20 protein-coding genes are annotated in these 23272 nt (G+C 63.5%); 10 read left to right on the top strand and 10 right to left on the bottom strand.

The window, feature by feature from the left end; all coding sequences use genetic code 11:
* The first annotated feature begins 64 nt into the window (after window positions 1-64).
* From WH367_RS14250 to WH367_RS14235, 4 genes are read left to right on the top strand one after another with little or no spacing between them, the layout of a single operon-like run.
* Window positions 65-1633, top strand: coding sequence for an ABC transporter substrate-binding protein (locus WH367_RS14250; protein WP_021024825.1), 1569 nt, complete (start codon window positions 65-67; stop codon window positions 1631-1633).
* On the top strand, window positions 1633-2940 hold the full coding sequence (locus WH367_RS14245; protein WP_339536613.1) for an acyl-CoA thioesterase/bile acid-CoA:amino acid N-acyltransferase family protein: 1308 nt from the start codon (window positions 1633-1635) through the stop codon (window positions 2938-2940). Before WH367_RS14250 ends, WH367_RS14245 begins: the two co-directional genes overlap by 1 nt.
* 16 nt (window positions 2941-2956) lie before the next feature.
* Window positions 2957-3475, top strand: a complete 519-nt coding sequence (locus WH367_RS14240) for a CMD domain protein (protein WP_339536612.1) — start codon at window positions 2957-2959, stop codon at window positions 3473-3475.
* Entirely contained in the window at window positions 3472-4083 is a 612-nt protein-coding gene (locus tag WH367_RS14235; protein WP_021024826.1) for a peroxidase-related enzyme, read from the top strand. The genes WH367_RS14240 and WH367_RS14235 overlap by 4 nt, the downstream gene beginning before the upstream one ends.
* A gap of 371 nt (window positions 4084-4454) precedes the next feature.
* Here the strand turns inward: WH367_RS14235 and WH367_RS14230 are convergent, their stop codons facing one another.
* The 9 genes from WH367_RS14230 to WH367_RS14190 all read right to left on the bottom strand — a co-directional run bounded on the left by WH367_RS14230 (window position 4455) and on the right by WH367_RS14190 (window position 14267).
* Window positions 4455-5117 (bottom strand): hypothetical protein, encoded by a 663-nt coding sequence (locus tag WH367_RS14230; protein ID WP_339536611.1) that lies wholly within the window; start codon window positions 5115-5117, stop codon window positions 4455-4457.
* Between the two features lie 1001 nt (window positions 5118-6118).
* A complete protein-coding gene (locus tag WH367_RS14225) occupies window positions 6119-7492 on the bottom strand; it encodes an LLM class flavin-dependent oxidoreductase (protein ID WP_339536610.1) in 1374 nt (457 codons plus the stop codon).
* Between the two features lie 30 nt (window positions 7493-7522).
* A complete protein-coding gene (locus tag WH367_RS14220) occupies window positions 7523-8086 on the bottom strand; it encodes a carboxymuconolactone decarboxylase family protein (protein ID WP_339536609.1) in 564 nt (187 codons plus the stop codon).
* 2 nt (window positions 8087-8088) lie between these two features.
* Window positions 8089-8994 carry a branched-chain amino acid ABC transporter permease gene (locus WH367_RS14215; RefSeq protein ID WP_339536608.1) on the bottom strand — a complete coding sequence of 302 codons (906 nt, stop codon included), beginning with the start codon at window positions 8992-8994 and terminating at the stop codon, window positions 8089-8091.
* Window positions 8991-9854 carry a branched-chain amino acid ABC transporter permease gene (locus WH367_RS14210; RefSeq protein WP_339536607.1) on the bottom strand — a complete coding sequence of 288 codons (864 nt, stop codon included), beginning with the start codon at window positions 9852-9854 and terminating at the stop codon, window positions 8991-8993. Before WH367_RS14210 ends, WH367_RS14215 begins: the two co-directional genes overlap by 4 nt.
* Window positions 9854-10576 carry an ABC transporter ATP-binding protein gene (locus tag WH367_RS14205; RefSeq protein ID WP_339536606.1) on the bottom strand — a complete coding sequence of 241 codons (723 nt, stop codon included), beginning with the start codon at window positions 10574-10576 and terminating at the stop codon, window positions 9854-9856. The genes WH367_RS14210 and WH367_RS14205 overlap by 1 nt, the downstream gene beginning before the upstream one ends.
* On the bottom strand, window positions 10573-11349 hold the full coding sequence (locus WH367_RS14200) for an ABC transporter ATP-binding protein (RefSeq protein WP_312988460.1): 777 nt from the start codon (window positions 11347-11349) through the stop codon (window positions 10573-10575). The genes WH367_RS14205 and WH367_RS14200 overlap by 4 nt, the downstream gene beginning before the upstream one ends.
* Window positions 11346-12590 (bottom strand): ABC transporter substrate-binding protein, encoded by a 1245-nt coding sequence (locus WH367_RS14195; protein WP_339516676.1) that lies wholly within the window; start codon window positions 12588-12590, stop codon window positions 11346-11348. Before WH367_RS14195 ends, WH367_RS14200 begins: the two co-directional genes overlap by 4 nt.
* Window positions 12591-12722: 132 nt before the next feature.
* A complete protein-coding gene (locus tag WH367_RS14190; protein ID WP_339536605.1) occupies window positions 12723-14267 on the bottom strand; it encodes a YifB family Mg chelatase-like AAA ATPase in 1545 nt (514 codons plus the stop codon).
* A gap of 327 nt (window positions 14268-14594) precedes the next feature.
* Here WH367_RS14190 and WH367_RS14185 point away from each other — a divergent pair, with 327 nt between their 5' ends.
* The 3 genes from WH367_RS14185 to WH367_RS14175 all read left to right on the top strand — a co-directional run bounded on the left by WH367_RS14185 (window position 14595) and on the right by WH367_RS14175 (window position 17081).
* Window positions 14595-15326, top strand: coding sequence for a TorF family putative porin (locus tag WH367_RS14185; RefSeq protein WP_312988489.1), 732 nt, complete (start codon window positions 14595-14597; stop codon window positions 15324-15326).
* 43 nt (window positions 15327-15369) lie between these two features.
* Window positions 15370-15708 carry a P-II family nitrogen regulator gene (glnK, locus tag WH367_RS14180; RefSeq protein ID WP_027010591.1) on the top strand — a complete coding sequence of 113 codons (339 nt, stop codon included), beginning with the start codon at window positions 15370-15372 and terminating at the stop codon, window positions 15706-15708.
* A gap of 65 nt (window positions 15709-15773) precedes the next feature.
* The gene (locus WH367_RS14175) at window positions 15774-17081 is read left to right on the top strand and encodes an ammonium transporter (RefSeq protein ID WP_043338911.1); all 1308 of its coding nucleotides are present in this window, start codon (window positions 15774-15776) and stop codon (window positions 17079-17081) included.
* A gap of 87 nt (window positions 17082-17168) precedes the next feature.
* On the opposite strand, the gene WH367_RS14170 is transcribed toward WH367_RS14175, so the two are convergent.
* Window positions 17169-19421: an aminotransferase class V-fold PLP-dependent enzyme gene (locus WH367_RS14170; protein ID WP_339536604.1), complete on the bottom strand. Its 2253-nt coding sequence runs from the start codon at window positions 19419-19421 to the stop codon at window positions 17169-17171.
* A gap of 100 nt (window positions 19422-19521) precedes the next feature.
* Between WH367_RS14170 and WH367_RS14165 the strand changes: the two genes are divergently transcribed.
* The 3 genes from WH367_RS14165 to WH367_RS14155 form a co-directional block, all read left to right on the top strand.
* A complete protein-coding gene (locus tag WH367_RS14165; protein ID WP_027011371.1) occupies window positions 19522-19983 on the top strand; it encodes an Lrp/AsnC family transcriptional regulator in 462 nt (153 codons plus the stop codon).
* Window positions 19984-20058: 75 nt separating this feature from the next.
* Window positions 20059-21006 (top strand): SMP-30/gluconolactonase/LRE family protein, encoded by a 948-nt coding sequence (locus WH367_RS14160; RefSeq protein ID WP_339536603.1) that lies wholly within the window; start codon window positions 20059-20061, stop codon window positions 21004-21006.
* 119 nt (window positions 21007-21125) lie between these two features.
* The coding region (locus tag WH367_RS14155; RefSeq protein WP_339536602.1) for a DUF6531 domain-containing protein at window positions 21126-23272 on the top strand (2147 nt) is incomplete at its 3' end.

The following is a 23272-nucleotide window of genomic DNA, read 5'->3' as shown; positions in this document are numbered from 1 at the left end:
CAGAGTGCCGCCTTTTTCTACGTATTTGATTGCCCCGCTTTCACAGTTTCACCAGGAGTTCGCCATGAAACGCATCATCGTCTCTTCCCTCACCGCTGCCCTGATGGGCGCTGGCCTGGCTGCCCATGCGCAGACCTTGAACATCGGCTTTGCCGACCCGGTCTCGTCGATGGACCCCCAGCTCAACAACCACGCCGGCGACCGCTCGGTGGACCTGCACTTCTGGGATCTGCTGGTGCAGAACAACCACAACAAGCTGCAGCCCGGCCTGGCTGCGAGCTGGAAGAACCTGGACCCCAAGACCTGGGAGTTCAAGCTGCGCACCGATGTGAAGTGGCAAGACGGCAAGGCCTTCAGCGCCGAGGACGTCATCTACTCCTACCAGCGCGCCCGCGCCGTGCCCGGCAGCGTGGCCACCTTTGCCGGCTACCTGCGCACCGTCGAATCGGTGACCGCCAAGGACCCGCACACGCTGATCATCAAGACCAACATCCCCAACCCCGATCTGCCGCTGAACCTGGCCTCGGTACACATCGTCAGCAAGCATGTGGGCGAGAAGTCGGCCACCGAAGACTACAACTCGGGCAAGGCCATGGTCGGCTCGGGCCCCTACAAATGGGTCTCCTACACGCCGGGTGACCGCGTGGTGATGCAGCGCAATGAGGGTTACTGGGGTGACAAGGCCATCTGGGACAAGGTCAACTACCGCTACATCAACAATGCCGCATCGCGCACCGCTGCGCTGCTGGCCGGCGATGTGGATGTGATCGACAAGGTCTCGGTCTCCGACCTGGCTCGCCTGAAGAACGCACCGAACGTCACCGTCTACCCCTACGACGGCCTGCGCGTGATGCTGCTGCAGCCCAGCTTCAATCCGGCGCCCAATGCCTTTATCACCGACAACGCCGGCAAGCCGCTGGCGAAGAACCCGCTGCTGGACCAGCGCGTGCGTGAGGCACTGAACCTGGCGATCAACCGGGGCGCCATCGTGGACCGCATCCTGCAGGACGCGGCCACCGAGGCCAACCAGTGGATGCCCAAGAACACTTATGGCTACAACCCCGACATCAAGAACATTCCTTTTGATGCCGCCAAGGCCAAGAAGCTGCTGGCCGATGCTGGCTTCCCCGAAGGCTTCAAGCTGACCATGCATGTGCCCAACGACCGCTACCCACAAGGCCCGGAAACGGCCCAGGTGGTGGCCCAGTTCTGGACCCGCATTGGCGTGAAGACCCAGGTGGAGGTGGTGCCATGGGCCGTGTACTCGGGCCGCGCCAACAAGAACGAATATGCGATGAGCATGCTGGCCTGGGGCAATGGCACCGGCGAGGCCAGCTATGCGCTGGTGAACGTGCTGGCCACGGTCGATGCCAAGAAGGGGCTGGGCGCCTCCAACTGGGGCCACTACAGCAACCCGGCCGTGGACAAGGCGCTGACCGAATCCACCGAAGAGTTCGACATGGCCAAGCGCGAGAGCATTCTGCGCCAGTCGGCCAAGGTGGTGTCCGATGATGTGGGCATCATCCCGCTGTTCCACTACCGCAATATCTGGGCCGCGAAGAAGGGCCTGAAGGTCACCCCGTTCAGCAGCGACCGCACCACCGCATCGATGGTGACCAAGGTGGCACCCTGATGGCCCAGCTGTCCATCACGATGGACCAGGCGGACGCACTGATCGATGTGGCACGCCACATCCGTATCGAAGGCGCCCAGCCCGGTGAGGCGGTGGAGGTGACTGCCGAGACCCCGCGCAGCGGCGTGCTGTGGCGCGCGCAGGCGCGCTTCATCGCCGATGCGCAGGGTGCTGTTGATCTGAACCGCGATGCCCCCGTCTCTGGCAGCTATGCCGGTGTCGATGGCATGGGCCTGGTCTGGTCGCAAAGCCCGGTGGCATCCACCAGCCGCGAGCTGTTCAACCAGCCGGTGACGGATGTGTTGGTGACGAGCTTGCAAGCCAGCGCGGGCACTGCGCAGGCGCAGGCGCGCTTGAGCCAGCAGCTCGCAGCCCCCGGCGTGACCCGCCGCGAGGTGCGCGAGGACGGCCTGGTCGGCACCTTGTACCTGCCCGCTGGCCCGGGACCGCACCCGGCGGTGATGATCGTCAACGGCTCGGGAGGCGGCATCAATGAGCCGCGCGCGGCGCTCTATGCATCGCGCGGCTATGCAGCCTTTGCGCTGGCGTATTTCAAGGCGCCGGGCCTGTCGCCCTACATCTCCAACACCCCGTTGGAGTATTTTGAAAAAGGCCTGCAATGGCTGCGCCGCACGGTGCAACCGGCGCATGACTTTGTCGCGCTCAGCGGCCAGTCGCGCGGCGGTGAACTGGTGCTGCTGCTGGGGGCGACCTTTGCGCAGCAGGTATCGGCCGTGGTGGGCTATGTGCCCAGCGCCTTCGTACACAGCGGCCAGAACGCCTGCGACCCGCAGGTGGGCCGCGAAGGCCCGACCTGGCTGCTGGGCGGCCAGCCCCTGACCCACATCTGGGAGAACAACCGCACGGCCAGCTGGGCCCCGTTTGACGAAGGCCCTGCACCCCACCGCCATGAGCGGGCGATGCGCACCGCCTTGCGCGATGCCGAGGCCGTGGCGCGTGCGCGCATCCCGGTCGAGCGCATCCAGGGCCCGGTGATGCTGCTGTCGGCGACTGACGATGGCTCCTGGCCGTCGAGCGTGTACTCAAAGATGGTGCGCGACAAGCTCGCCGAAGTGCAGCACCCGCACGATGTGCAGTGGCTGGACTTTGAGCGCGCCGGCCACGCGATCCTCTTCCCCTATGTGCCGACCACGCAGCTGGTCTATGCCCACCCGGTCTCGGGCAAGGTCAGCACCGGCGGCGGCAACCCGGCCGACAACGCCCATGCCGATGCCGCGTCCTGGCAGGGCGTGCTGCAGTTTCTAGAACGCGCGGTGGCGGCCAAGGCCGGCGCTGCACAACCATAAACCCAAGGAGTCTTGCATGTCCACATCCCCCAGCGATGACCTGATCGACCGGCTGGTCGGTCTGGCACCGGGCAGCCGCACCTATGCGGCGCGCCACCAGCGTGAAAAGGTGGTGGCCGCCACCCAGGGCAGCTACCAGGCGCTGTTTGATCCGGCGCTGCCGGGCATCAGCCTGGCCGAGCGCCTGCTGGTTGCGCTCTATGCCTGCCGCCTGACCCCTGCGCCCGAGCTGGTTGCCCACTACCGCGAACGCCTGCAGCAGCTGGCAGTCGATGCCGCACTGATCGCCGTGGCCGACACCGGCCAGCCCCAGGATGCGCAAGACCCGCGCCTGGCCGCCATCTTGGCCTTTACCCGCACCCTGATCGAGAACCCGATCGAGGGCGACAAGGCGGCGCTGGAAACCCTGCCAGCCGCTGGCATCAGCACCCCGGCTGTCGTGGCGCTGTCGCAGCTGATCGCATTTCTCTCCTACCAGGTCCGCCTTGTGGCCGGCCTGCAAGCCATGAAAGCATCCGAGGAGGCCACCGCATGAGCACGCCCGCCGCATTCCAACCCGCCCAGGTTATCCGCGCCCACGGCTTCACCAACGAATCGCTGGAGTGGAAGGCCTGGCTCGATGTCGTTCAGCTGGGCCAGGCCACGCCCGACCAGATGGCTGTGCTCGAAGAAAGCCACCCCAAGGCCAAGACCTCGGACTACTACCTGTTCCTGGTGCACCAGCCGCTGATCCTGCGCGAGCGCTCCACCGCCTTCAACGCCATCATGTATGCGCCCGGCGGCCTCTCGCGGGCCGAGCGCGAGCTGGGCTCCACGGTGGTCTCGCGCATCAACGGCTGCGTCTACTGCGCGTCGGTCCATGCGCAGCGCTTTGAGCAGCTGGCCAAGCGCAGCGACACCATTGCCCAGGTGTTCGAAGAGCCCGCCACTGCCGGCACCACCGCGCGTGAAAAGGCCATCGTGCAGTTCTCGATCAAGATCACCGAGCAGCCCGCCGCCATCAACGCCGCCGACATCGACGCGCTCAAGGCCGAGGGCCTGAACGACGGCGAGGTGCTGGACCTTCTGCACTCGGACGCCATCTTTGCCTGGGCCAACCGCCTGATGCTGAACCTAGGCGAGCCGCTGATGCCGGAAGCCTGAAGCGGCTGTTATCACTGAAGAAGCAAACCCCATAGCCAGGCAACAGGCGATGGGGTCAAGAGTGTATCCCGATAGCAGAGAATAAATTGCGTACCTGAATTTCAGTTAAACATCTTGTGATGAGATAAATTGAAATCTCGACGCAAGTGCATCAGCATGCATTCCAACTAGAGTTATCTATTTGTTCTGAATATTTGTAGATAAAACTGTATTTGATATTGTCTCTGCCTGTCTGCATATCAAGATCTATCCAATAGCAAGTATTAAAAATGTTTGAGATTGTACATGCACATAAATAGATGTAGTCTAATTATCAGTGCAAGCAGTTCTTTGTGGAGTATTTAGACTGGCGGCGTGAAATTAAATGCCAACTAGGAAATTGGTTGTTTGTTGTCACTCGTAGAGGTTTTCATGTCTTTTGTTTGAAACTTTGAAAATTCTATACTTTTCGACTGGATAATCTTCTTATAACTATATATCGATTCCGAGTAATTTTTTAATTTCTTGTGGGAATTTATTGTTTCGTCTATCCATTCTTTTAAATTTTCTGTTGTTTCGTTGAGGTTGCGTAGTTCTGAAGTGCTCATATAAACAAGAATTTCTTGAGGACTAAGAGTTTCAAGCGTTGATGTATTTTGCTCGAAGGATTTAGCTATTTCTTCCAATACGTTGGATTCAAGAACGAAACTTTTGTCCTCGTTAGATTTCTCTCTCAAGGCTGCCAACCTAGCTCTGAGATTTTTCTTCAGCTGCGCGGCTTTTTCCAAATTTTGTTGAATATTTATATATGATTTAGAAATATAGAAGTCCATTGCTGCGTCTTGTACGTGATTGAAATACGCAGGAATTTTGTTTTTAAATGGAGTCTCATAAGAGTAAGTCAGCAGATAAATTGGTTTCTTGTTTTTTTGCTGATGTTTGTTTTTTATTTTCTTTAGTCTTTTATTTTCTAATATGGCTGCGGAGATCGATATTATGCTTGCTGAAGAGCTTAATATCAATATAATAATATTTATATCAAAAATAGCAGACATTTAAATATTCTCCTTTGATGAATGTCTCCAGCAATTAATCATGCTAATTAGACTGGTAATTGTCATCATTCCATAAAAATATATAATTATTTTTACATCTGCATTTTTTTCTGGCTTTTCTGTTATGTATATATAAGTGAAGAAGGCAAATATAACTAGAAAAAATACCATTGCGACTGCAATTTTGGCCCATAAAGAGTCAGGAGGGTCTATAATCCATTCCCCTAAAGTGACCGATCCTAGTGCAACAGCTAATAATAAGATACTGACTTTTTGGGGTAATGCATCTAGAGTCTCTAATGTATACACTCCAGAGATGAAAATAGGTACAGTTAGAGGTACTATGCAGATCAGAACATTAAATATAATCCATATTCCTCCTTTTGTCCAGATGCTTGGAGTCCTTTTATAATATCCCATGTGCAATTAACTAATGATTGAATTTAATTTTTGCTATTTCAAATACAAACTAATTTGATATTTTATACATCGATATCTAAATCTAAAGTAAGTCCTTTGAATGAATTTTCGGGTAAACGCATTAAAATAAAAATTTTCTGTACCTTAGTGTCGATTAGCGAAGAATTTTCTTGTGTTTGATTTATATCTATTTAAATACCACGTCCTACAGAATGCGACGATGGGCCCCAGACTAGATGTATAACTGCTTTCCTAGGTTGGAATGATTGCTAATCAAAAGGAAACTACATTGCCGACCAATGGACATCGCATCAAGTCAGTATAGTAAGGCGCGTTTGCGTGAATTGGAAGCGGTTTTAGGAGAGCGCACAGTTCAAGATCCCGCTAAAGTTAGGGAAGGACTGTCTTTTGCTCGGCTACAGACGCTATCCAGTAGGCGCAGAGAGCGGCTAATTTCAGTTGCCGTGAGTTCGGGAGTGCGGATTTGGTCGTTAGGTCACTGAGGTACATCATTCCTGGACGTCAGTTGGTACGCAAATTAGAGTGGATGCGTACATCCGTCTAGAATTCAGACTTCTAGATCATCGCCGGTAAGCCGCACCCGGGTGGCTGGCCGGCAGCAACTTGTCCCCAGCCGGGAACAGCTTTTCGCGCAGTGTCCCTTCCGCATAGCGCGTCTTGAACATGCCCCGGTTTTGCAGCTCGGGGATCAGCAGGTCGACGATGGCGTTCAGGCTCTCGGGCATGACGGTGCGCACAAGGTTGAAGCCATCGATATCGCTCTCGGCGACCCAGTGGGCCATCTGGTCGGCCACTTCCGTTGGCGAGCCGATGAAGACCGGCGCCCGCGCACCGACGGGGCTGAAATCCAGCAGGTCGCGGACCTTGGGCGGCTGCGGCGTGTTGCGGGTCAGGTGCTCGACGGTGGACTGGATGGCATTGGTCTTGGCAAAGGGCAGCACATCGTCCAGGCCGAGCTGGGACAGGTCCATGCCGGTCCAGCCCGAGACCAGCGCCAGCTGGCCGGCGCTGTCGAGGTAGTGCCGGTATTCGTCGCGCAGGTCCTGGGCTTCGGCGGTGGTGGGCGCAACGATCACGGTGGCGCCCAGCAGCGCGAGCAGATCGTAGGGATCGCGGCCTGCGTGCTGGGCCGATGCGCGCAAGGCCTTCACCGATTTGGCGGCTGCCGCAGGTGTGGGGCCGTTGATAAAGCAGGCCTCGGCATGGCGGCCGGCAAACTGCTGGCCGCGTGCGGAGCTGCCAGCCTGGTACAGCAGGGGTGTGCGCTGGGGTGAGGGTTCGGCCAGTGCCCGGCCATGCACGCGGTAGTAGGGGCCGTCATGGGCGATGGCATGCACGCGTTCGGGGTGTGTGAACACGCCGCTGTCCTTGTCGCGCACGGCAGCGCCGGCCTCCCAGCTGCCTTCCCAGAGCTGGTAGATCGCGGCCATGAAGTCTTCGGCCACGTCATAGCGCTCGTCATGGTCGCGCAAGCTGTCGCGGCCCAGGCCGCGCGCGCCGCTCTCCAGGTAGCCGGTGACGATGTTCCAGCCCAGGCGGCCGTTGGTCAGGTGGTCCAGGGTGCCAAAGCGGCGCGCAAAGGAAAAGGGATGGTCGTTGCTCAGGCTGGCGGTCACGCCAAAGCCGATGTGCTCGGTCACCAGGGCCATCGCCGAGATGAGCATCGTCGGGTCCAGCTGCGGGGACTGGGCCCCTGCCGCCAAGGCCGCATCGGCATTGCCTGCGTAGACGTCGTAGATGCCAAACACATCGGCGATAAAGATGCCGTCGAGCAGGCCGCGCTCTGCCGTGCGGGCCATGTCCGCCCAGTAGCGCAACTGGTGGTACTGCGCCTGGTTATCGCGCGGGTGCTTCCACAGGCCCGCCCAGTTGTGGGAGGGCGCAGCCATCTGAAAAGTGTTGAGGCGCAGTTCACGCGGGGGCTGTCGGCTCATTCCCATAAATCCATCACGGAGCCTCTGCCCTTAGACCTGCGCCGCCGCCTCGCTGGCTGCCGGGGTGGCCAGTGGCGCGGTCTGCACCTGCAGGATGTCGTTGAAGCGGTTGAAGGCGCCGCACAGCGCGGTGCGCCAGGTCAGCTCCACAATCTGCGCTTCGCTGAAGTGCTGGTGCAGGCGCCCAAAGATCTCGTCGCGCGTCTGGCTCCAGTTGCGGGTCACGGCGATCGCGTACTCCACCACCAGGCGGTCCACCTCGTTCAGCTCGGGGTGGCTGGCGTAGTCCAGCAAGGTCCGCACGCCTTCGGCCGACAGGCCTTCGACCAGCAGCTTGGGCCCATGGTGGTCGATGCAGTACTCGCATTCATTGAGCAGCGAGACGGTGACAATGGCCAGCTCGGTGTAGCGCTTGGGCAGCACCGCTTCCTGGCCCAGCTGCAGCAGCAGCGCCCAGGTCTGCGAGAAGATCGGCAGGCGCTGCGCCATGACGCCGGCCTGGTCGGCAAAGTCGCCGGCGGCCAGCATGCGGTCCCACAGCGGCTGCTCTGCGGCGGGCAGGTCTTCGCGGGATTTGCGGGTGATTCGGGTCATGGCTATTTTCCTTGAGAGCGGGGGCCCAGCCGGTATTCCGGCAGCAGGCCGTTGGGTTTGAAGATCAGCATCGCCAGCAGCAGCACGCCGACCAGCGACAGGCGGATGGCGGCCAGCTGCGTGCCATCGAGCCAGGGCACGACGCCGGCCAGCATGCGGCTGCCCTCCAGCAGCAGAATCACTGTGAAGCCGGCGACCAGCACGCCGGCATGGCTGCCGCGCCCACCCAGGATCACGGCCATGAAGGCATAGGCCGTCAGGATGGTGCTGAACTGGGTCGGGTCGATATAGGTGTAGTAGAAGGCGTGCAGGCTGCCGGCAATGCCCAGGATGGCGCCGCCCAGCGCAAAGCTGCGCGCCCGCACCCAGAGCACGTTCTTGCCCAGCGCCTCGGCCACGCCCGCGTCCTCGCGCGTGGCGCGCAGCAGGCGGCCAAAGGGCGAGCGCGCCAGGCGCTGCAGCACCACAAACACCAGCGCCAGCCAGACTAGGCAAAAGCCCAGAAAGAACAGATCGCGCCAGGCGCCGGGCACCAGCTCGGCAAAGGGCCGCACGATGTTGGGGATGCCCAGGGTGCCCCGGGTCAGCCATTCCTCGTAGCTGATAAAGAGCCGCAGCGATTCGGCAAAGCCCAAGGTGACGATGGCCAGGTAGTCTTCGCTCAGCCGTACCGATATCAAGCTGACCAGCGCACTGGCCGCTGCCGTCAGCAGCAGCGCCAGCAGCATGGCAGCGAGCGGCGGCAGGCCCTGCATCTGCAGCAGGCTGCAGGCATAGGCGCCCAGCATGTAAAAGCCGAACAGGCCAAAATTAACGAGGCCACCCAGGCCCCATTGCAGGTTCAGCGCCAGGCCCGACAAGGTGGCGATCACCACCAGCACCAGGGTTGCAATCAGATAGCTTGTCATTTGCGCACCCACTTGGCACCAAACAGACCGTGCGGGCGCAGCAGCAGCAGCAAGGCCATGACCCCAAAGGCCACCACCGTGCGGTAGTGGGGCGGCAGCAACAGGGTGGCCAGCTCTTCGGTCACGCCCAGCAGCATCGCGCCCGCCACCGCCGCCATCGGGCTGCCGATGCCGCCCAGGATGGCTGCGGTAAATACCGGCAGCAGGTAGTTCCAACCCATTTGCGGATCCACATTCGAGTCGAGCCCGATCAGCACGCCCGACAAGGTCGCCATTGCGGCGGCCAGCGCCCAGACCGTGGCCGTCACCTTTTTGCGCGATATGCCGCGCACATCCGCCAGATCGGGGTTGTCGGCCACAGCCTGCATGGCGCGGCCCAGGCGCGTGAAGCGGAACACCAGCCACACGAGCGCCAGCGCCACCAGCACGCAGACCAGGGTGATGAGCTGCTCCTGGTTGACGCGCAGGCCGAGCAGGCGCGCGGGCCGGGCAATCTCGACACCATAGCCGCGCGGCGCATTGCCGGCGACCAGGCGCACCAGGTTCTCCAGCACCAGGCCCAGGCCGATCGAGGCCACCAGCAAGGTGACGCCCGAGCGCCCACGCAGCGGCGCAAACACCAGCCGGTCCAGCAGCAGCGCCAACGCAACGCTGAGCGCCATGCCGGCGGCCACTGCCAGCGGCAAGGGCCAGCCCAGCGGGCCGTTGAAGGCATAGACCAGATACGCGCCGGTGGTCACCATCGCACCAATGGCGTAGTTGGCAAAGCGCAGCACGCTGAAAACCAAGGCCAGCGACAGCGCCGGCAACGCAATGAGCAGGCCCGAGACCAGGCCGTTGAAGATGAGCTGCGCCAGCATCAGTGCGCCCCCAGATAAAGACTTTGAAGTTGGCCGTTGGCCAGTAGCTCCTGGCTGGGCGCGCGCGCCCGCACCTGGCCGGCGACCAGCACCAGGCCCTGGTCGGCAGCGGCCAGGCCCAGGCGGGTGTTCTGCTCGATCATGAACAAGGTGACGCCGGTTTGCGCCACGCGCTGCACCACCTCAAACAGGCGCGATGCATTCAAGGGCGACAGACCCGCCGAGGGCTCATCGAGCGCCAGCAGCCGGGGCGAGGGCATCAGCGCCGCGCCCATGGCCACCATCTGCCGCTGGCCGCCGCTGAGCAAGCCAGCGGCTACGTTCAGCTTGGGAACGATCTCGGGAAACAGCGCCAGCACCGCATCGAGCCGCTCGCGCAAGGCCCTGGCGCCACCGCTGGCGATGAACTCATGGCCGAGCTTGAGGTTGTCCAGCACCGAGAGGTTGCGGAACACATTGGCCTCTTGCGGCACATAGCCCAGCCCCAGGCGTGCGCGGCCCGGTGCATCGAGGGCGGTGATGTCGCGGCCATTCCAGATGACGCGGCCCGACTGCGGGCGGATCAGCCCGGTCACGACGCGCATCAAGGTGGATTTGCCCGAGCCATTGGGGCCGACGACCACCAGGCTGGAGCCGGGTGCCACATCCAGGCTCACGCCGTGCAGCACGGCGCGCGCGCCGTAGCCGGCCACGACGCTGTCCAGACGCAGTTCGGCGCTCATGCCACACCTCCGAGGTAGGCCTCGACCACCTGCGCGTTGGCAGACACCTGTGCAAAGCTGCCCTGGGTCAGCACCTTGCCCTGGGCCAGCACATACACCGGGTCGCACAGCGCGGCAATCATGTCCATGTTGTGTTCCACAATGGCAAAGCTCATGCCTTCAGCTTGCAGGCTGCGGATGAAGTCGGCAATCTCGCCGACCAGCACCGGATTGACGCCGGCCGCCGGCTCATCGAGCAGCACCAGCCGGGGCTTGAGCATCAGCGCGCGGCAGAGCTCCAGCAGTTTCTTCTGGCCGCCCGAGAGGCTGTCGGCCCGGTCATGCGCCAGGCGCCACAGGCCCACGCGCTCAAGCAGGGACTGCGCCTGCGCCATCGCCTGGGCTTCATGCTGGCGCGCGGCCGCCGTGTTCAGCAGCGCATGCCAGAGCTTTTCGCCGGGCTGCTGGGGAGCGGCGAGCAGCAGGTTCTCCAGCACCGTGAGCGCGCCCATCTCGCGCGAGATTTGAAAAGTGCGGGTGAGCCCGGCCTGGGCGCGGCGGTGCACGGACCAGTGCGTGATGTCCTGGCCGTCGAACAGCACCCGGCCGCCCTGGTGGGCCTGCTGGCCGCCCAGCACATTGAACAAGGTGGACTTGCCCGCACCATTGGGCCCCACCATGCCGGTGATGCCGCCGCGCGCAATGCGTAGGTGGGCACCGTCCAGCGCGGTGAACTCGCCAAAACCTACATGAACATCCTGAACCCTGAGCAGATCGTCTGTCTGCAGGCTCATTTGGTGGTGCCCACCAGCTTGCTCACGCCGTTGAGCACGCGGTAGTGGCCGTAGTCCAGGTCCACCTGGTCGCCATTGGGCGCAAAGCGGAAGTCCGCTGTCGCGCCGGAGTAGCGGAAAGGCTTGCCCGCGCGAATCAGCTGCAGGCCCTGCACGGGGTCGTGTACATCGGGTCCCTTGGCGTTGACCACGTTGGCGATCTCCTTGCTGAAGTCGGCCGCCTTGGCGCTCTTGGCCTTTTCGATCGCGAGCGCCAGCACATTGATCTCGTCAAACACATTGGCGCCAAAGGCGACGATGGTGCCTTCGGGCTGCTGCGTTTGCTTCAGGTAGAGCTGGTAGCTGGCGTTGTTGCCCACCGGCGTGGCCTGCACATGGTTCACGCCTTCGGCGGCGGCCTTGCCCACGTTCTGCACAAACTTGCCGCCGCTGTCGGCCGCATGGCTGAAAGTGTAGAGCTTGCTTTCGTAGCCGCTGCGGTAGATCTCGCGCACGATGGCGCTGAACTCGGGGATATAGCTGGGCAGGAAGACCGCATCGGGCTTTTTGCTGAAGATCTTCTCCACTTCGGCCCGGTACGAGGGCTGGTTGGGGTTGAAGTAGAGGGTGTCGAGCACCTTGCCGCCCTGCTGCGCAAAGCGCTCGGCAAAGGGCTTGACGGTGCTGAGCGTGAAGGGCGTTTGCAGCACCAGGATGGAGGCGGTCTTCGCGCCATCCTTGTAGGCCACATTGGCAAAGGCCTGGCCCCAGTTCTTGCCATTGGTCTGGAAGCGCCAGACCAGGCCCTTGTTGTCGCCCTCGGTCAGCTCATCGGCCGAGCCCACGGGCAGCAGCGCAACATTCTTCTCGAGTGCCACCGGGCGCACGGCCAGTGCCACCGCGCTGCTCCAGACGCCGGTGATCGCCACCACACCATCCACATCGATCAGCTTGCGCGCGGCCGACACGCCGGCTGTGGGCGTGGTCTCGTCATCGGCCACCACAATCTCCAGCGGCCGGCCCAGCACACCGCCATGGGCATTGATATGGGCAGCGGCGGCCTTGGCCGCTGTTTCCTCTTCCTTGCCATAGGCGCCGCCCGATCCGGTCAGCGGGGCCAGCAGGCCAATACGGATGGGGGCGCCGCTAGGGGCGCTGGCTGCGCCTGCCGCACTGGCACCGGCCACCACACACAGCGACGCCGCCGCCACGCCCAAGACTCGCCACTGGCCCCATTTGCTCACGCCCATATCCGCTTTCAAAAAACCGCCGTTCGCAGCAGGGCTGCGCGGCGCAAAAGGGGGATTGTGCGAAGTCAGCGTTGCGGGAGGAACTAATTTTTCTGACTTAGTAAACGCGTTTTCTGCATAAGGGTGAGCGTTCAGCAGCGCTGGCTACATGCCGCTCGTACCCAGCAGCGCCCGCCGGTACTGCACCGCCTCGGCCACATGGGCCGGGCTGATGGTCTCCGACTGCGCGAGATCCGCAATCGAGCGGGCTACGCGCAAGCTGCGGTGGATGCCGCGTGCCGACCAGGCCAGCTGGGCGGCGGCGGTTTGCAGCAGTTGCAGCGCGGCGGGCTCGGCCTGGCAGTAATCGTCGAGCGCCTGGCCTTGCAGCTGTTGGTTGAGCATGCCCTGGCGCTGGAGTGACCGGGCACGGGCGGCGGTCACCCGCTCGCGGATGGTGGCAGTCGATTCGCCGGCCGGGGAGGTGAGCAGCTCATCGGCGGGCAGGGGGCTGACTTCCAGGTGCAGGTCAATGCGATCGAGCAGGGGGCCGCTGATGCGGGCCTGGTAGCGGCTGACCTGGTCGGGCGAGCAGCGGCAGGCGCGCTGGCGCGAGCCCCGAAAGCCGCAGGGGCAGGGGTTCATCGCGGCAATGAGCTGAAAACGGGCAGGAAAGGTGGCCTGCTGCGCCGCGCGGGCGATGCTGATCTGGCCGGTCTCCAGCGGCTCGCGCAGTGCTTCGAGCGCGCTGCGCGGGAACTCGGGCAGTTCGTCCAAAAACAGCACGCCGCAATGGGCCAGCGATATCGCGCCGGGCCGGGGCGGGCTGCCGCCGCCCACCAGGGCCACGGCGCTGGCGGTGTGGTGCGGCGCCATGGTGCTGCGCTGGCCCCAGCGCTGGGCATCAAAGCTGCCGACCAGGCTGTGTACGGCGGCGTTCTCCAGCGCCTCGGCCACGCTCAAGGGCGGCAGCAGGCCGGCAAAGCGCTGGGCCAGCATCGATTTGCCGGCGCCCGGTGCGCCCAGCATCAGCAGGTTGTGGCCGCCTGCGGCAGCGATCTCCAGCACCCGCTTGCTGGCCGCCTGGCCTTTGACATCGGCCATGTCGGCGCAGGGGGCCTCGGGCGGGCGGGGCTGGGCGGGCATGCGCTGCCACTGGCTGGGCGCTGCATCGGGCTCGGCGCTGGCGGCCTGGGGCGCAAAGTGCTGCACCACATCCAGCAGGTGGCTGGCGCGGTAGACCTCGGCATCGGGCACCAGGGCGGCATCCTCTGCACTGCCCGGGGGCAGCACCTGGCGCACCTGCTGGCCGCGCTGGTGCAGGTCCATGCTGGCGGCCAGCGCGCCGCGCACCGGGCGCAATGCACCCGACAGCGACAGCTCACCGGCAAATTCATAGTCCTTGAGCCGGTCTGCATCGATGGCGCCACTGGCCGCCAGAATGCCGACCGCAATGGCCAGGTCGTAGCGGCCCGACTCCTTGGGCAGATCGGCCGGTGCCAGGTTGACGGTGATGCGCTTGTTGTGCGGAAACTCCAGCCCGCTGTTTTGCAGCGCCGAGCGCACACGCTCGCGCGCTTCCTTCACTTCCAGATCGGCCAGGCCGACCAGGGTGAAGCTGGGCAGGCCATTGGCCAGATGGACTTCGACGCTGACGGGATGGCCGGTGAGCCCGACCAGGGCCCGGCTGTGCACCACGGCGAGACTCATGGGCGGGCTTCCTTGTGGTTTTGCACCTTTTTGGTGCATTACGAAGCACCTCTTGGAGGCACGGCTGCCACCAGCATCGCAAAAGTCGCTGGCAGCAACAAGTGGCGACAGCCCGGGGCCGGCGTGGCGGCGGCGTCGGCCTGCCATTCCGCGCCCCCGGCCGCCCCGTGGCGGCTCAGAACGTAAGCATTTGCAAAAAAATATAGCGCGCTGCGCTTGTCTGGTGCGCGCAACGCAGCGGGTGGCGCTGGGTTTGGCACGCTCTGTGCATTGTGCTTGCCACAAACGGATGGGTCGAATTCATCAACAAGGAGTGTGGCAATGGCAATGAGCAACAGAGGCTGGATGGTGGTGGCGGGTGCAGCGTTCCTGGCGCTGCCGATGGTGGCAAGCGCGCAGCTGACCGCCAATGTGAGCGTGACCACGAACTACAAGTTCCGCGGTCAGGACCAGAAGTCCTCTAGTGCCCAATGGGTCAAGCCCGCACTCCAGGGAGGGGTCGACTACGCCTTTGGCGACAGCGGCTTTTATGTGGGGAACTGGAACTCCACCGTCGACTGGCTCGACAACAACAAGCTGGAGATGGATTTCTACGGTGGCTACAAGTTCAAGGCCGCCGATGTGGACTGGGATGTGGGTCTGCTGACCTATGTCTACCCCGGCAACACGCTGGGCAACACCACCGAACTGTATGGCTCGGGCACCTTGGGTCCCGTGACCGTGAAGTACTCGCACACCGTGTCAAAGGATTACTTTGGCTGGGCCGGCACCAAGTACGACAGCACGTACAAGGGCCGCAACACCGGTTACCTGAATGTGGCATTCGCCCAGGAAGTGGCGCCCAAGACGACCTTGAAGCTGGCCGTGGGCTACACGCGCTTTTCCAGCGACATCAAGGACCTGGGCGTGCCCAACTATGTGGACTACAGCGTGGGTGGTGCCTACGACCTGGGTGACGGCTTCTCGCTGAGCGCCGCCTGGGTGGGCGCCAACAAGACCGGTGCCTTTGGCTTTGTGAACAAGGGTCGCGCGATCGTGTCGCTGACCAAGGCTTTTTGATGCAGCGCCGCTGCAATAAGTGACGACAGGAGAGACTATGAACATGAAACTGGTAGTGGCGGTGATCAAGCCCTTCAAGCTCGATGAAGTGCGTGAGGCGCTGTCCGATATTGGGGTGCAAGGCATCACGGTGAGCGAGGTCAAGGGCTTTGGCCGTCAGAAGGGCCATACCGAGCTGTACCGCGGCGCCGAGTACGTGGTGGACTTCCTGCCCAAGGTGAAGCTGGAGATCGCGGTGGCCGAGGACCTGGTGGACCGGGTGATCGAGGCCATCGAGAACGCAGCGCGCACCGGCAAGATCGGCGACGGCAAGATCTTTGTCTCGCCGCTGGAGCAGGTGGTGCGTATCCGTACCGGCGAAACCGGCCCGAACGCGATCTAAAAAACAGCGCTCCGCGCTGGCAAGGCGCGCGCAACAAGCCAATTTATCTTGAAGGTGTGAACAACATGAGACGACTTCTTTCCTTGGCAGGGCTGGCGGCAGTGGCACTGGCCACTGCGGGCAACGCGGCTGCGGCCGATGCGGCAGCTCCCGTTCTGAATGCAGGCGATACCGCCTGGATCATGACCTCGACCATGCTAGTGATCCTGATGGTCATCCCGGGTCTGGCGCTGTTCTATGGCGGTCTGGTGCGCAGCAAGAACATGCTGTCGGTGCTGGCCCAGGTGTTCACGATCTTCTCGCTGATCACCGTGCTGTGGACCATCTACGGCTACTCGCTGACCTTCTCCGGTGAAGGCAACTTCTTTGGCGACTTCGGCAAGGTGTTCCTGATGGGCATCACGCCCGATACCTTGTCGGGTGCGATGGCCACCGTGCCGGAGTATGTGTTCGTCTCGTTCCAGGCCACGTTCGCCGCCATCACCGTGGCGCTGATCGTCGGTGCCTTTGCCGAGCGCATCAAGTTTGCGGCCGTGATGATCTTCGCCGTGCTGTGGTTCACCTTCAGCTACCTGCCGATTGCCCACATGGTCTGGGGCGGTGGTCTGCTGGGCAAGGATGGCGCGCTGGACTTTGCCGGTGGCACCGTTGTGCACATCAACGCCGGTGTGGCCGGTCTGGTGGGCTCCTATGTGCTGGGCAAGCGCCTGGGCTTTGGCCGCGAAGCGCTGGCTCCGCACAACCTGACTCTGACTATGGTGGGCGCATCGCTGCTGTGGGTGGGCTGGTTCGGCTTCAACGCCGGCTCGGCAGGTGCTGCCAACGGTATTGCGGGCCTGGCCTTCATTAACACCATCGTGGCCACCGGCGCAGCCTGCGTGAGCTGGTTGGTTTGCGAGACGCTGCACAAGGGCAAGCCCTCGATGCTGGGTGCCGCTTCGGGTGCCGTCGGTGGTCTGGTGGTCATCACCCCAGCCGCTGGTTTTGTCGGCCCCATGGGTGCCATCGTCATGGGTCTGCTCGCCGGTGCTCTGTGCCTGTGGGGTGTGTCCGGTCTCAAGCGCCTGCTCAAGGTCGATGACACCTGCGACGTCTTCGGTGTGCACGGCGTGGGCGGTATCCTGGGTGCCATCCTGACCGGTGTGTTCTGCGCCTCCAGCCTCGGCGGTGTCGAGCCAGAAGGCTACAACATGGCCCACCAGATCTGGGTGCAAACCAAGGGCGTGCTGATCACCATCGTGTGGTCGGGTGTGGTGGCCTGGATCTCGTACAAGGTGGCAGGTTTGCTGACCGGTGGTCTGCGTGTGACGGAAGAAGCCGAACGCGAAGGCCTGGACATCACCTCCCACGGCGAAGCGGCCTACGGACGTTGATTCTTGCGGATACTCCTTGGGGGGCCGGACGGGTGCACAACCCGGCCGGCCTTTTTTTATGCGCCGAACTGGCGCTGAAGACAAAGCTTAGACGGGTGCCGTGGCGCGCTCTGGCCACAGCGCCAGGCCGCCGGCCACGCTGAAGGCCTGCTGGTGGCCCAGCCGGCGCAATGCATGGGCGGCCTGGGCGCTGCGGTTGCCGCTGCGGCAGTAAAACACCACGGGGGTATCGGCCGGCAAGGCCAGCCACTGCGGCAGCGCATTGAGCAGGCCCGACAGCGGCACGGCCTGGCTGCTGGCGCCATCGTCCATGCCAGGTGCCTGGCCCAGCTGCTGCTCATAGGGCTCGCGCACATCGACCAGCAGCGCGGCGCTGCCGGCCTGCTGCAGCGCCTGGGCACGGGCCACCGGCAGCTCCACACACACGGCGGGCGTGGCGGCATCGACGCGGGCGCCGCAGGCCATGGTCTGGTAGGCGGTGGGGGCCAGGTTCTGCTCCAGCACGGCCTTGGCAGCGGCAAAGGCCGCGGCATCGAGCTGGCCCTGCAGCACGCCGGCCAGCAGCGGCTGGGCAGCAGCTTCAACGGCCAAGGTGCAGGCAAAGCGGTTGTCATAGTCATGGCCGGGCAGCAGCAGGGTCTGCGGGCCCACGGTCTGGGCCAACAGGCGCAGGCTGTCCGCATAGGCCAGCGGCGCGCTCTGCGCAAAATCGCTGCGGCCCAGCGCGCCGGGCAGCACGGTATCGCCCACCAGGGCCAGCTGCAGCTGCGCACCTTCGTGCAGCAGGTAGGCGGTGGAATCTTCGGTGTGGCCGGGCAGCGCCAGGCGGCTCAAGCGGTAGGCACCCAGCGCGATCTGCGTGGCGCCTTGGGGCCAGCCCAGCGTATCGACCGCGCCCGTGGCCTGCAGCGCAGCGGGCACGGCAGCGCGCAGCTCGGCCGCCGATGAGGCATGGTCGCCATGGCTGTGGGTATCGAGCACGGCGGCCAGGGTAAAGCCCCGGCAGCGCAGCCATTGCGCCAGGCGCTCGACCAGCTCGGGCAGCGGATCGACCACCACGCAGCGCTGGCTGGCGGCATCGGCCAGCAGGTAGCAGCAGGCGCCGTCGACGACAAAGCGCGTCAGCAGCGGGGCTGTGCCATGGGCGGTGTCTTCGGGCGCTTCCACCAGACAGTTCGCGCGCAGTGCCGCGCCGCAGGCGCGGATGCGCTGGCAGGCCTCGGCAATCATCTCGGCCGAATCGGCCGCGCCAAAGGACATGCGCACCGCAGCAGCCGTCTGCCAGGCGGGCAGGCCCATGGCCTCGAGCACATAGCTGGGCTGGGCCTTGCTGGCGCTGCAGGCCGAGCCGCCGCTCACCCGCAGGCCGGCAGCATCAAACAGATCGAGCAGCAGCTTGGCGCTGAGGCCCGGCACGGCAAAATTCAACGTGGTGGGCAGGCACAGCGCCGGGGGCGCATTGAACACCAGGCCGGCAAAGGCCTCGCGCAGTGCGGCTTCGAGCTGGCTGCGGTGGCCCGCCATCGTGGTGGCGCTGGCAAAGCTGCTGCCGTCCTGCAGCGCGCGCAGCACGGCGCCCAGCGCGGCAATGCCGGCCATGTTTTCGGTGCCGGCGCGCAGTGCGCCTTCCTGCCCGCCGCCAGCCAGCAGCGGGGTAAAGGGCGCGCCCTCGCGCACATAGAGCATGCCCACGCCCTTGGGCGCATAGAGTTTGTGGCCGGAGAACGGCGCGTAGTCGATGCCGCGCTCTACCGGCTTGAGCGCCAGCTTGCCCAGCGCCTGCACGCCATCGACCAGCCACAGCGCCGGGCTGCCGCGCAGCGCATCGGCAATGCCGTCCAGGTCGCTGATGACGCCGGTCTCGTTGTTGGCGGCCATCGTGCAGACCAGGCCGGCCGTTGGCGCCTGCGCGCGCAGCCAGGCCAGGTCATGTCGGCCATCGCGGCCCACGGGGATGGCGGCGATCGGCAGCTGCAGGCCGAGCACGGCGTTCCAGTGCTTGAGGGCTTCGGGCACGGCCTTGTGTTCGGTGGCGCCGTAGAGCAGCTGCATGGGGCTGCTATCGCCGCCCTCGCGGCGCTGGCGCAGGGCGCTCAGCGCGGACAGCACGGCGGTCTGGATGCCCTCGGTCGCACCGCTGGTGAACAGCAGCTGGCCGCTGGGCACGCCCAGCACCTGGCGCGCGGCAGCACGTGCTTCGTCCAGCAGCGCGCGGGCCTTGAGGCCGCTGCCATGGATGCTGCTGGGGTTGCCATAGGCATCGGCCATCACCGCCAGGGCGGCGGCGCGGGCTTGGGGAAGGACGGGGGTGGTGGCGTTGGCGTCGAGGTAGATTTCCATGCCCAAATTGTCCAGCCCGGGCCGGGGAATACAGTCGCAAAATTCGCCAGCTACTGCACAATATTGGAGTTTCATTCCAAAAAATAGGAAAAAAATGAAATTGGATTCTATTGACCGCAAACTGCTGGAGTTGCTGCAGGCCGATGCGGAGACCCAGGTGGCCGATCTGGCGGCCCAGGTCGGGCTGTCGGCCACGCCCTGTTGGCGCCGTATCCAGCGGCTCAAGGAGGCCGGGGTCATCAAGCGCCAGGTGGCGCTGGTGGACCGCGACAAGGTCAATGTGGGCGTGACGGTTTTTGTGGCGGTGCGCACCAGCACGCACAGCCAGGAGTGGTTTGAGCGCTTTCGCGCGGCAGTGGCGGCCATTGCCGAGGTGGTGGAGTTCTACCGCATGAGCGGCGAGGTGGACTACCTGCTGCGCGTGGTGGTGCCCGACATTGCCGCCTACGACAAGGTCTACAAACGCCTGATCGCCGATACCCAGTTGCTCGATGTGTCGTCCAGCTTTGCAATGGAAGAGCTGAAGTTCACCACCGCCTTGCCGCTGTCCTATATTCCATAAGCCCGCCTCGCTGCAACCCAGGTGGCACAGATAATGCTTAGGGTTTTCCATGCAATTTATTTCTAAAGGAACGCCATGATCTGGCATACCGTGGTCAGCCAGCCCTTTGCGTTGGGGGAGTCTCCTTTCTGGCAAGCCAGCGGTGGTGTTCTCTATGGCGTCGATGTCGCTGGCAAACAGCTGTGGCGCACGATGCCCGGATCGGGCTATATGGACCGCTGGGACATGCCCGCCGAGCCCGGCTGTATTGCGCCGGCCCGCAGCGGCGGCGCGTTGGACGGCTGGATCGTCGTGCTGCGCGACCGCATCTGCCGCGCCACCCACTGGGGCGGTACCCTGCACGAGATCGCCCGCCTGCCGATCGACCCCGCCACCGAGCGCGGCAACGACGGCCGCTGCGATGCCCAGGGCCGCTTCTGGGTGGGCACCATCCACGAGCCCGCCAGCGGCCCGCGCCAGCCGGTGGCCGCGCTCTACTGCATCGATGGGCTGACGGGCACCACGACGGTGCGCAAGGTGCAAGATGGCGTCTCCAACGCCAATGGCCTGGCCTGGTCGCCCGACCGGCGCACCATGTACTGGGCCGATACCCCCAGCCACACGATCAAGAAATTCGCCTGCGACGTGAGCGGCTATCCGCAAGGCGAGGGCGAAGTCTTCATGCGCTTTGATGCCAAGCCCGAGGGCTGGACCCCGGGCGAGCCCGGCTATGGCGGCCGGCCCGATGGCGCCGCTGTGGACGTTGAAGGCAACTACTGGTGCGCGATGTACGAAGGCGGCCGCGTGCTGCAAATCTCCCCCCAGGGCCGCATCCTCGCCAGCCACTACACGCCGGCGCTCTGCCCCACGATGCCCTGCTTTGGTGGCAGCGATGGCCGCACCTTGTACGTCACCTCCGCCCGCCACGGCCGCAGCCGCGACGAGCTGGCCCAGCTGCCGCTGTCGGGCTGCGTGTTTGCAATGCGCGTCGGTGTGGCGGGCCTGCCGACCCAGCCTTGGCGGGAAATCGGGCATGGGTTTTAACAGCAGCTTGAATAAATTGACGTAGCCACTTCCTGACTTAGGCAACTACTGTTGCCGCTATCGAAACGTGCTTATGGTAGATTTAAACTATTTACTATCACTTTTCGATTGGAACTTGCATGACAGGAAAACCCGCAGCCCGCATAGACGATAAAGTCAAATACGCACGCATCGTCACGGGCTCGCGCACGGTCCTGATCGGCACCCAAGGCGGGGTGGCTTGCTCGGTATGCCCAAGTGGCACAGCAGTGGGCAACCCCGTCAACCCGCAGCTAGGCGCTAAGGTCCTGTCTGGTGTTTCTGACCTCGACTTTGCGCTGCCCGGCGCCATGGCTCTCGTCTGGCAGCGCCAGTACAGCAGCTACGTCAATGCCGAGCAAGGCGGCTACTGCGGCATGCTCGGTTACGGCTGGGGCCTGCCGATGGAGCTGCGCCTCTCCATGCAGGCAAGCGCCACCTTGCTGCACGACAGCCAGGGCCGCACCATCACCTTTGATGCGCTGGCGCCGGGCGAGTCGATCTACAGCGCGAGCGAAGATATCTGGCTGCTGCGCTCAGGCATGCACGCCGGTGGGCTCTCGCAGGAGTTGGCAGCGATGACGGGGGCTGCAAGATTCAGTGCAGAGGCACCGCACAGCGCAAACGCAAACGCAAAGCAGCTCCCAGGCCAAGCCCCGCTGTGGTGGCAAGGCCGCTTTGCTTGGATTGGGCGCGATATGGCTTGCAGCGATCTGCTGGTCTTTGCATCGACAGGCAATGGCGACACCGTCTGGGTATTTGCGCCGGCCAACTGGCAGCAGATCGAGGCAGCACGTGCGGCTAGGCAGGCGCAGCAAACTGCTGGCACACCCCTGAGCACTCACACCTCCGAGCCCGAGCCAGACCTGAACTGGATCCTGCTGGGCAAGATAGACCGCCTGGACCGCAAACAGCGCTACCACTGGTCAACGGTGCTGGGCCAGGAACGCATCACCGGCATTGATGATGGTGTAGGCCGCCACTACGAACTGCACTACACGCAGGCGATTGCCGCGCAGGATGCCCAGCATTACAGGCACAAAGAGGGCGCACAAGACAGCCACTTCTTCTGGCAAGCCGACAGCGGCGTGCGCCTGACCCGCATCCGCCTCGCACGCGACCCCGCTGTCACCGATCAAACGGAACCCATCACCCTGGTGCACTACAGCTACAGCGCCCAGGGTGACTTGCTTGAGGTGCAAGACCGCCACGGCCAGGTCACGCGCCGCTTTGCCTGGCGCAACCATTTGATGGTCTTCCACCAAGAGCGCAGCGGCCCCGAGCACCACTACGCCTACGACCGCTATGAACCGGGCGGCCAGGCCATTGCCCAGCGCAACCAGGAGGGCCTGGACTACCAGTTTGCCTACCAAACCCTGCCCGAAGCGAACGGCCAGCCGCGCAGGGCCTGCGTGGTCACCGACAGCCTGGGCCGCGTTGACAGCTACATCTTCCAAGGCGAGGCGGGCCTGGCGCGGCTCGTAGAACACCAAAGGGCTGATGGCAGCACGGTGCAGCGCAGCTACAACCAGTTTGGCCACCTGACCAGTGTGACCGACCCGCTGGGCCGCAGAGTCAGCATGCAGGTGAGCCCCCTGGGCCAGCTCCTGTCCACCCAAGGCCCGGGCGGGGCACGCAGCAGCCAGCGCTTTGATGACGCCACTGGCCGGCTGCAAAGCAGCACCGATGCGGCGGGCCGCACCACCCACTACGCCTACGACCACTACGGCCGCATGACGCAGGTGACCATGGCCGATGGCAGCACCGAGCACTACCACTACCCGGCCATCACAGATGCGAGCGGCGCCCAGGCAGACCTCGCCACACGCCTTAACGCAGACAAGCCCCATCGCATCACCGATGCCAAGGGAGGCGACAAACACCTTACCTACACCCGCACAGGACAAACGGCCAGCTACACCGACTGCTCGGGCCACAGCACGCGCTACGAATACAACCGCTGGGGCCAGACCCTGGCCGTTAGCAACGCCTTGGCCGAGCGGGTGCGCTACCTCTACAACGCGCAAGACCAGCTGCAGGCGGTGCACTACCCCGATGGCAGCACGGAGCACTATGCATACGACGCCCAAGGCCAGGTCGTGGAGGTCAAAGCGGGGCGCGTTCAAGAGCGAGGCGGACAGGCGGGCGATGGCAATACGCCGGTAGTGCCCAGCACCACCGCAGCCGCTGTCAGCATGCAGTACGACCTCTGGGGCCGCCTGGTGCAGCGCAGCCATGCAGGAGCGAG

This window comes from Comamonas sp. MYb21 (assembly GCF_037479395.1).
Classification (GTDB): domain Bacteria; phylum Pseudomonadota; class Gammaproteobacteria; order Burkholderiales; family Burkholderiaceae_C; genus Comamonas.
This window is presented reverse-complemented; position numbering and strand designations above follow the sequence as displayed.

Coding starts and splice junctions, on each gene's coding strand:
- WH367_RS14250 (WP_021024825.1), top strand. CDS start 65: ATGAAACGCATCATCGTCTCTTCCCTCACCGCTGCCCTGATGGGCGCT.
- WH367_RS14245 (WP_339536613.1), top strand. CDS start 1,633: ATGGCCCAGCTGTCCATCACGATGGACCAGGCGGACGCACTGATCGAT.
- WH367_RS14240 (WP_339536612.1), top strand. CDS start 2,957: ATGTCCACATCCCCCAGCGATGACCTGATCGACCGGCTGGTCGGTCTG.
- WH367_RS14235 (WP_021024826.1), top strand. CDS start 3,472: ATGAGCACGCCCGCCGCATTCCAACCCGCCCAGGTTATCCGCGCCCAC.
- WH367_RS14230 (WP_339536611.1), bottom strand. CDS start 5,117: ATGTCTGCTATTTTTGATATAAATATTATTATATTGATATTAAGCTCT.
- WH367_RS14225 (WP_339536610.1), bottom strand. CDS start 7,492: ATGAGCCGACAGCCCCCGCGTGAACTGCGCCTCAACACTTTTCAGATG.
- WH367_RS14220 (WP_339536609.1), bottom strand. CDS start 8,086: ATGACCCGAATCACCCGCAAATCCCGCGAAGACCTGCCCGCCGCAGAG.
- WH367_RS14215 (WP_339536608.1), bottom strand. CDS start 8,994: ATGACAAGCTATCTGATTGCAACCCTGGTGCTGGTGGTGATCGCCACC.
- WH367_RS14210 (WP_339536607.1), bottom strand. CDS start 9,854: ATGCTGGCGCAGCTCATCTTCAACGGCCTGGTCTCGGGCCTGCTCATT.
- WH367_RS14205 (WP_339536606.1), bottom strand. CDS start 10,576: ATGAGCGCCGAACTGCGTCTGGACAGCGTCGTGGCCGGCTACGGCGCG.
- WH367_RS14200 (WP_312988460.1), bottom strand. CDS start 11,349: ATGAGCCTGCAGACAGACGATCTGCTCAGGGTTCAGGATGTTCATGTA.
- WH367_RS14190 (WP_339536605.1), bottom strand. CDS start 14,267: ATGAGTCTCGCCGTGGTGCACAGCCGGGCCCTGGTCGGGCTCACCGGC.
- WH367_RS14185 (WP_312988489.1), top strand. CDS start 14,595: ATGAGCAACAGAGGCTGGATGGTGGTGGCGGGTGCAGCGTTCCTGGCG.
- glnK (WP_027010591.1), top strand. CDS start 15,370: ATGAAACTGGTAGTGGCGGTGATCAAGCCCTTCAAGCTCGATGAAGTG.
- WH367_RS14175 (WP_043338911.1), top strand. CDS start 15,774: ATGAGACGACTTCTTTCCTTGGCAGGGCTGGCGGCAGTGGCACTGGCC.
- WH367_RS14170 (WP_339536604.1), bottom strand. CDS start 19,421: ATGGAAATCTACCTCGACGCCAACGCCACCACCCCCGTCCTTCCCCAA.
- WH367_RS14160 (WP_339536603.1), top strand. CDS start 20,059: ATGATCTGGCATACCGTGGTCAGCCAGCCCTTTGCGTTGGGGGAGTCT.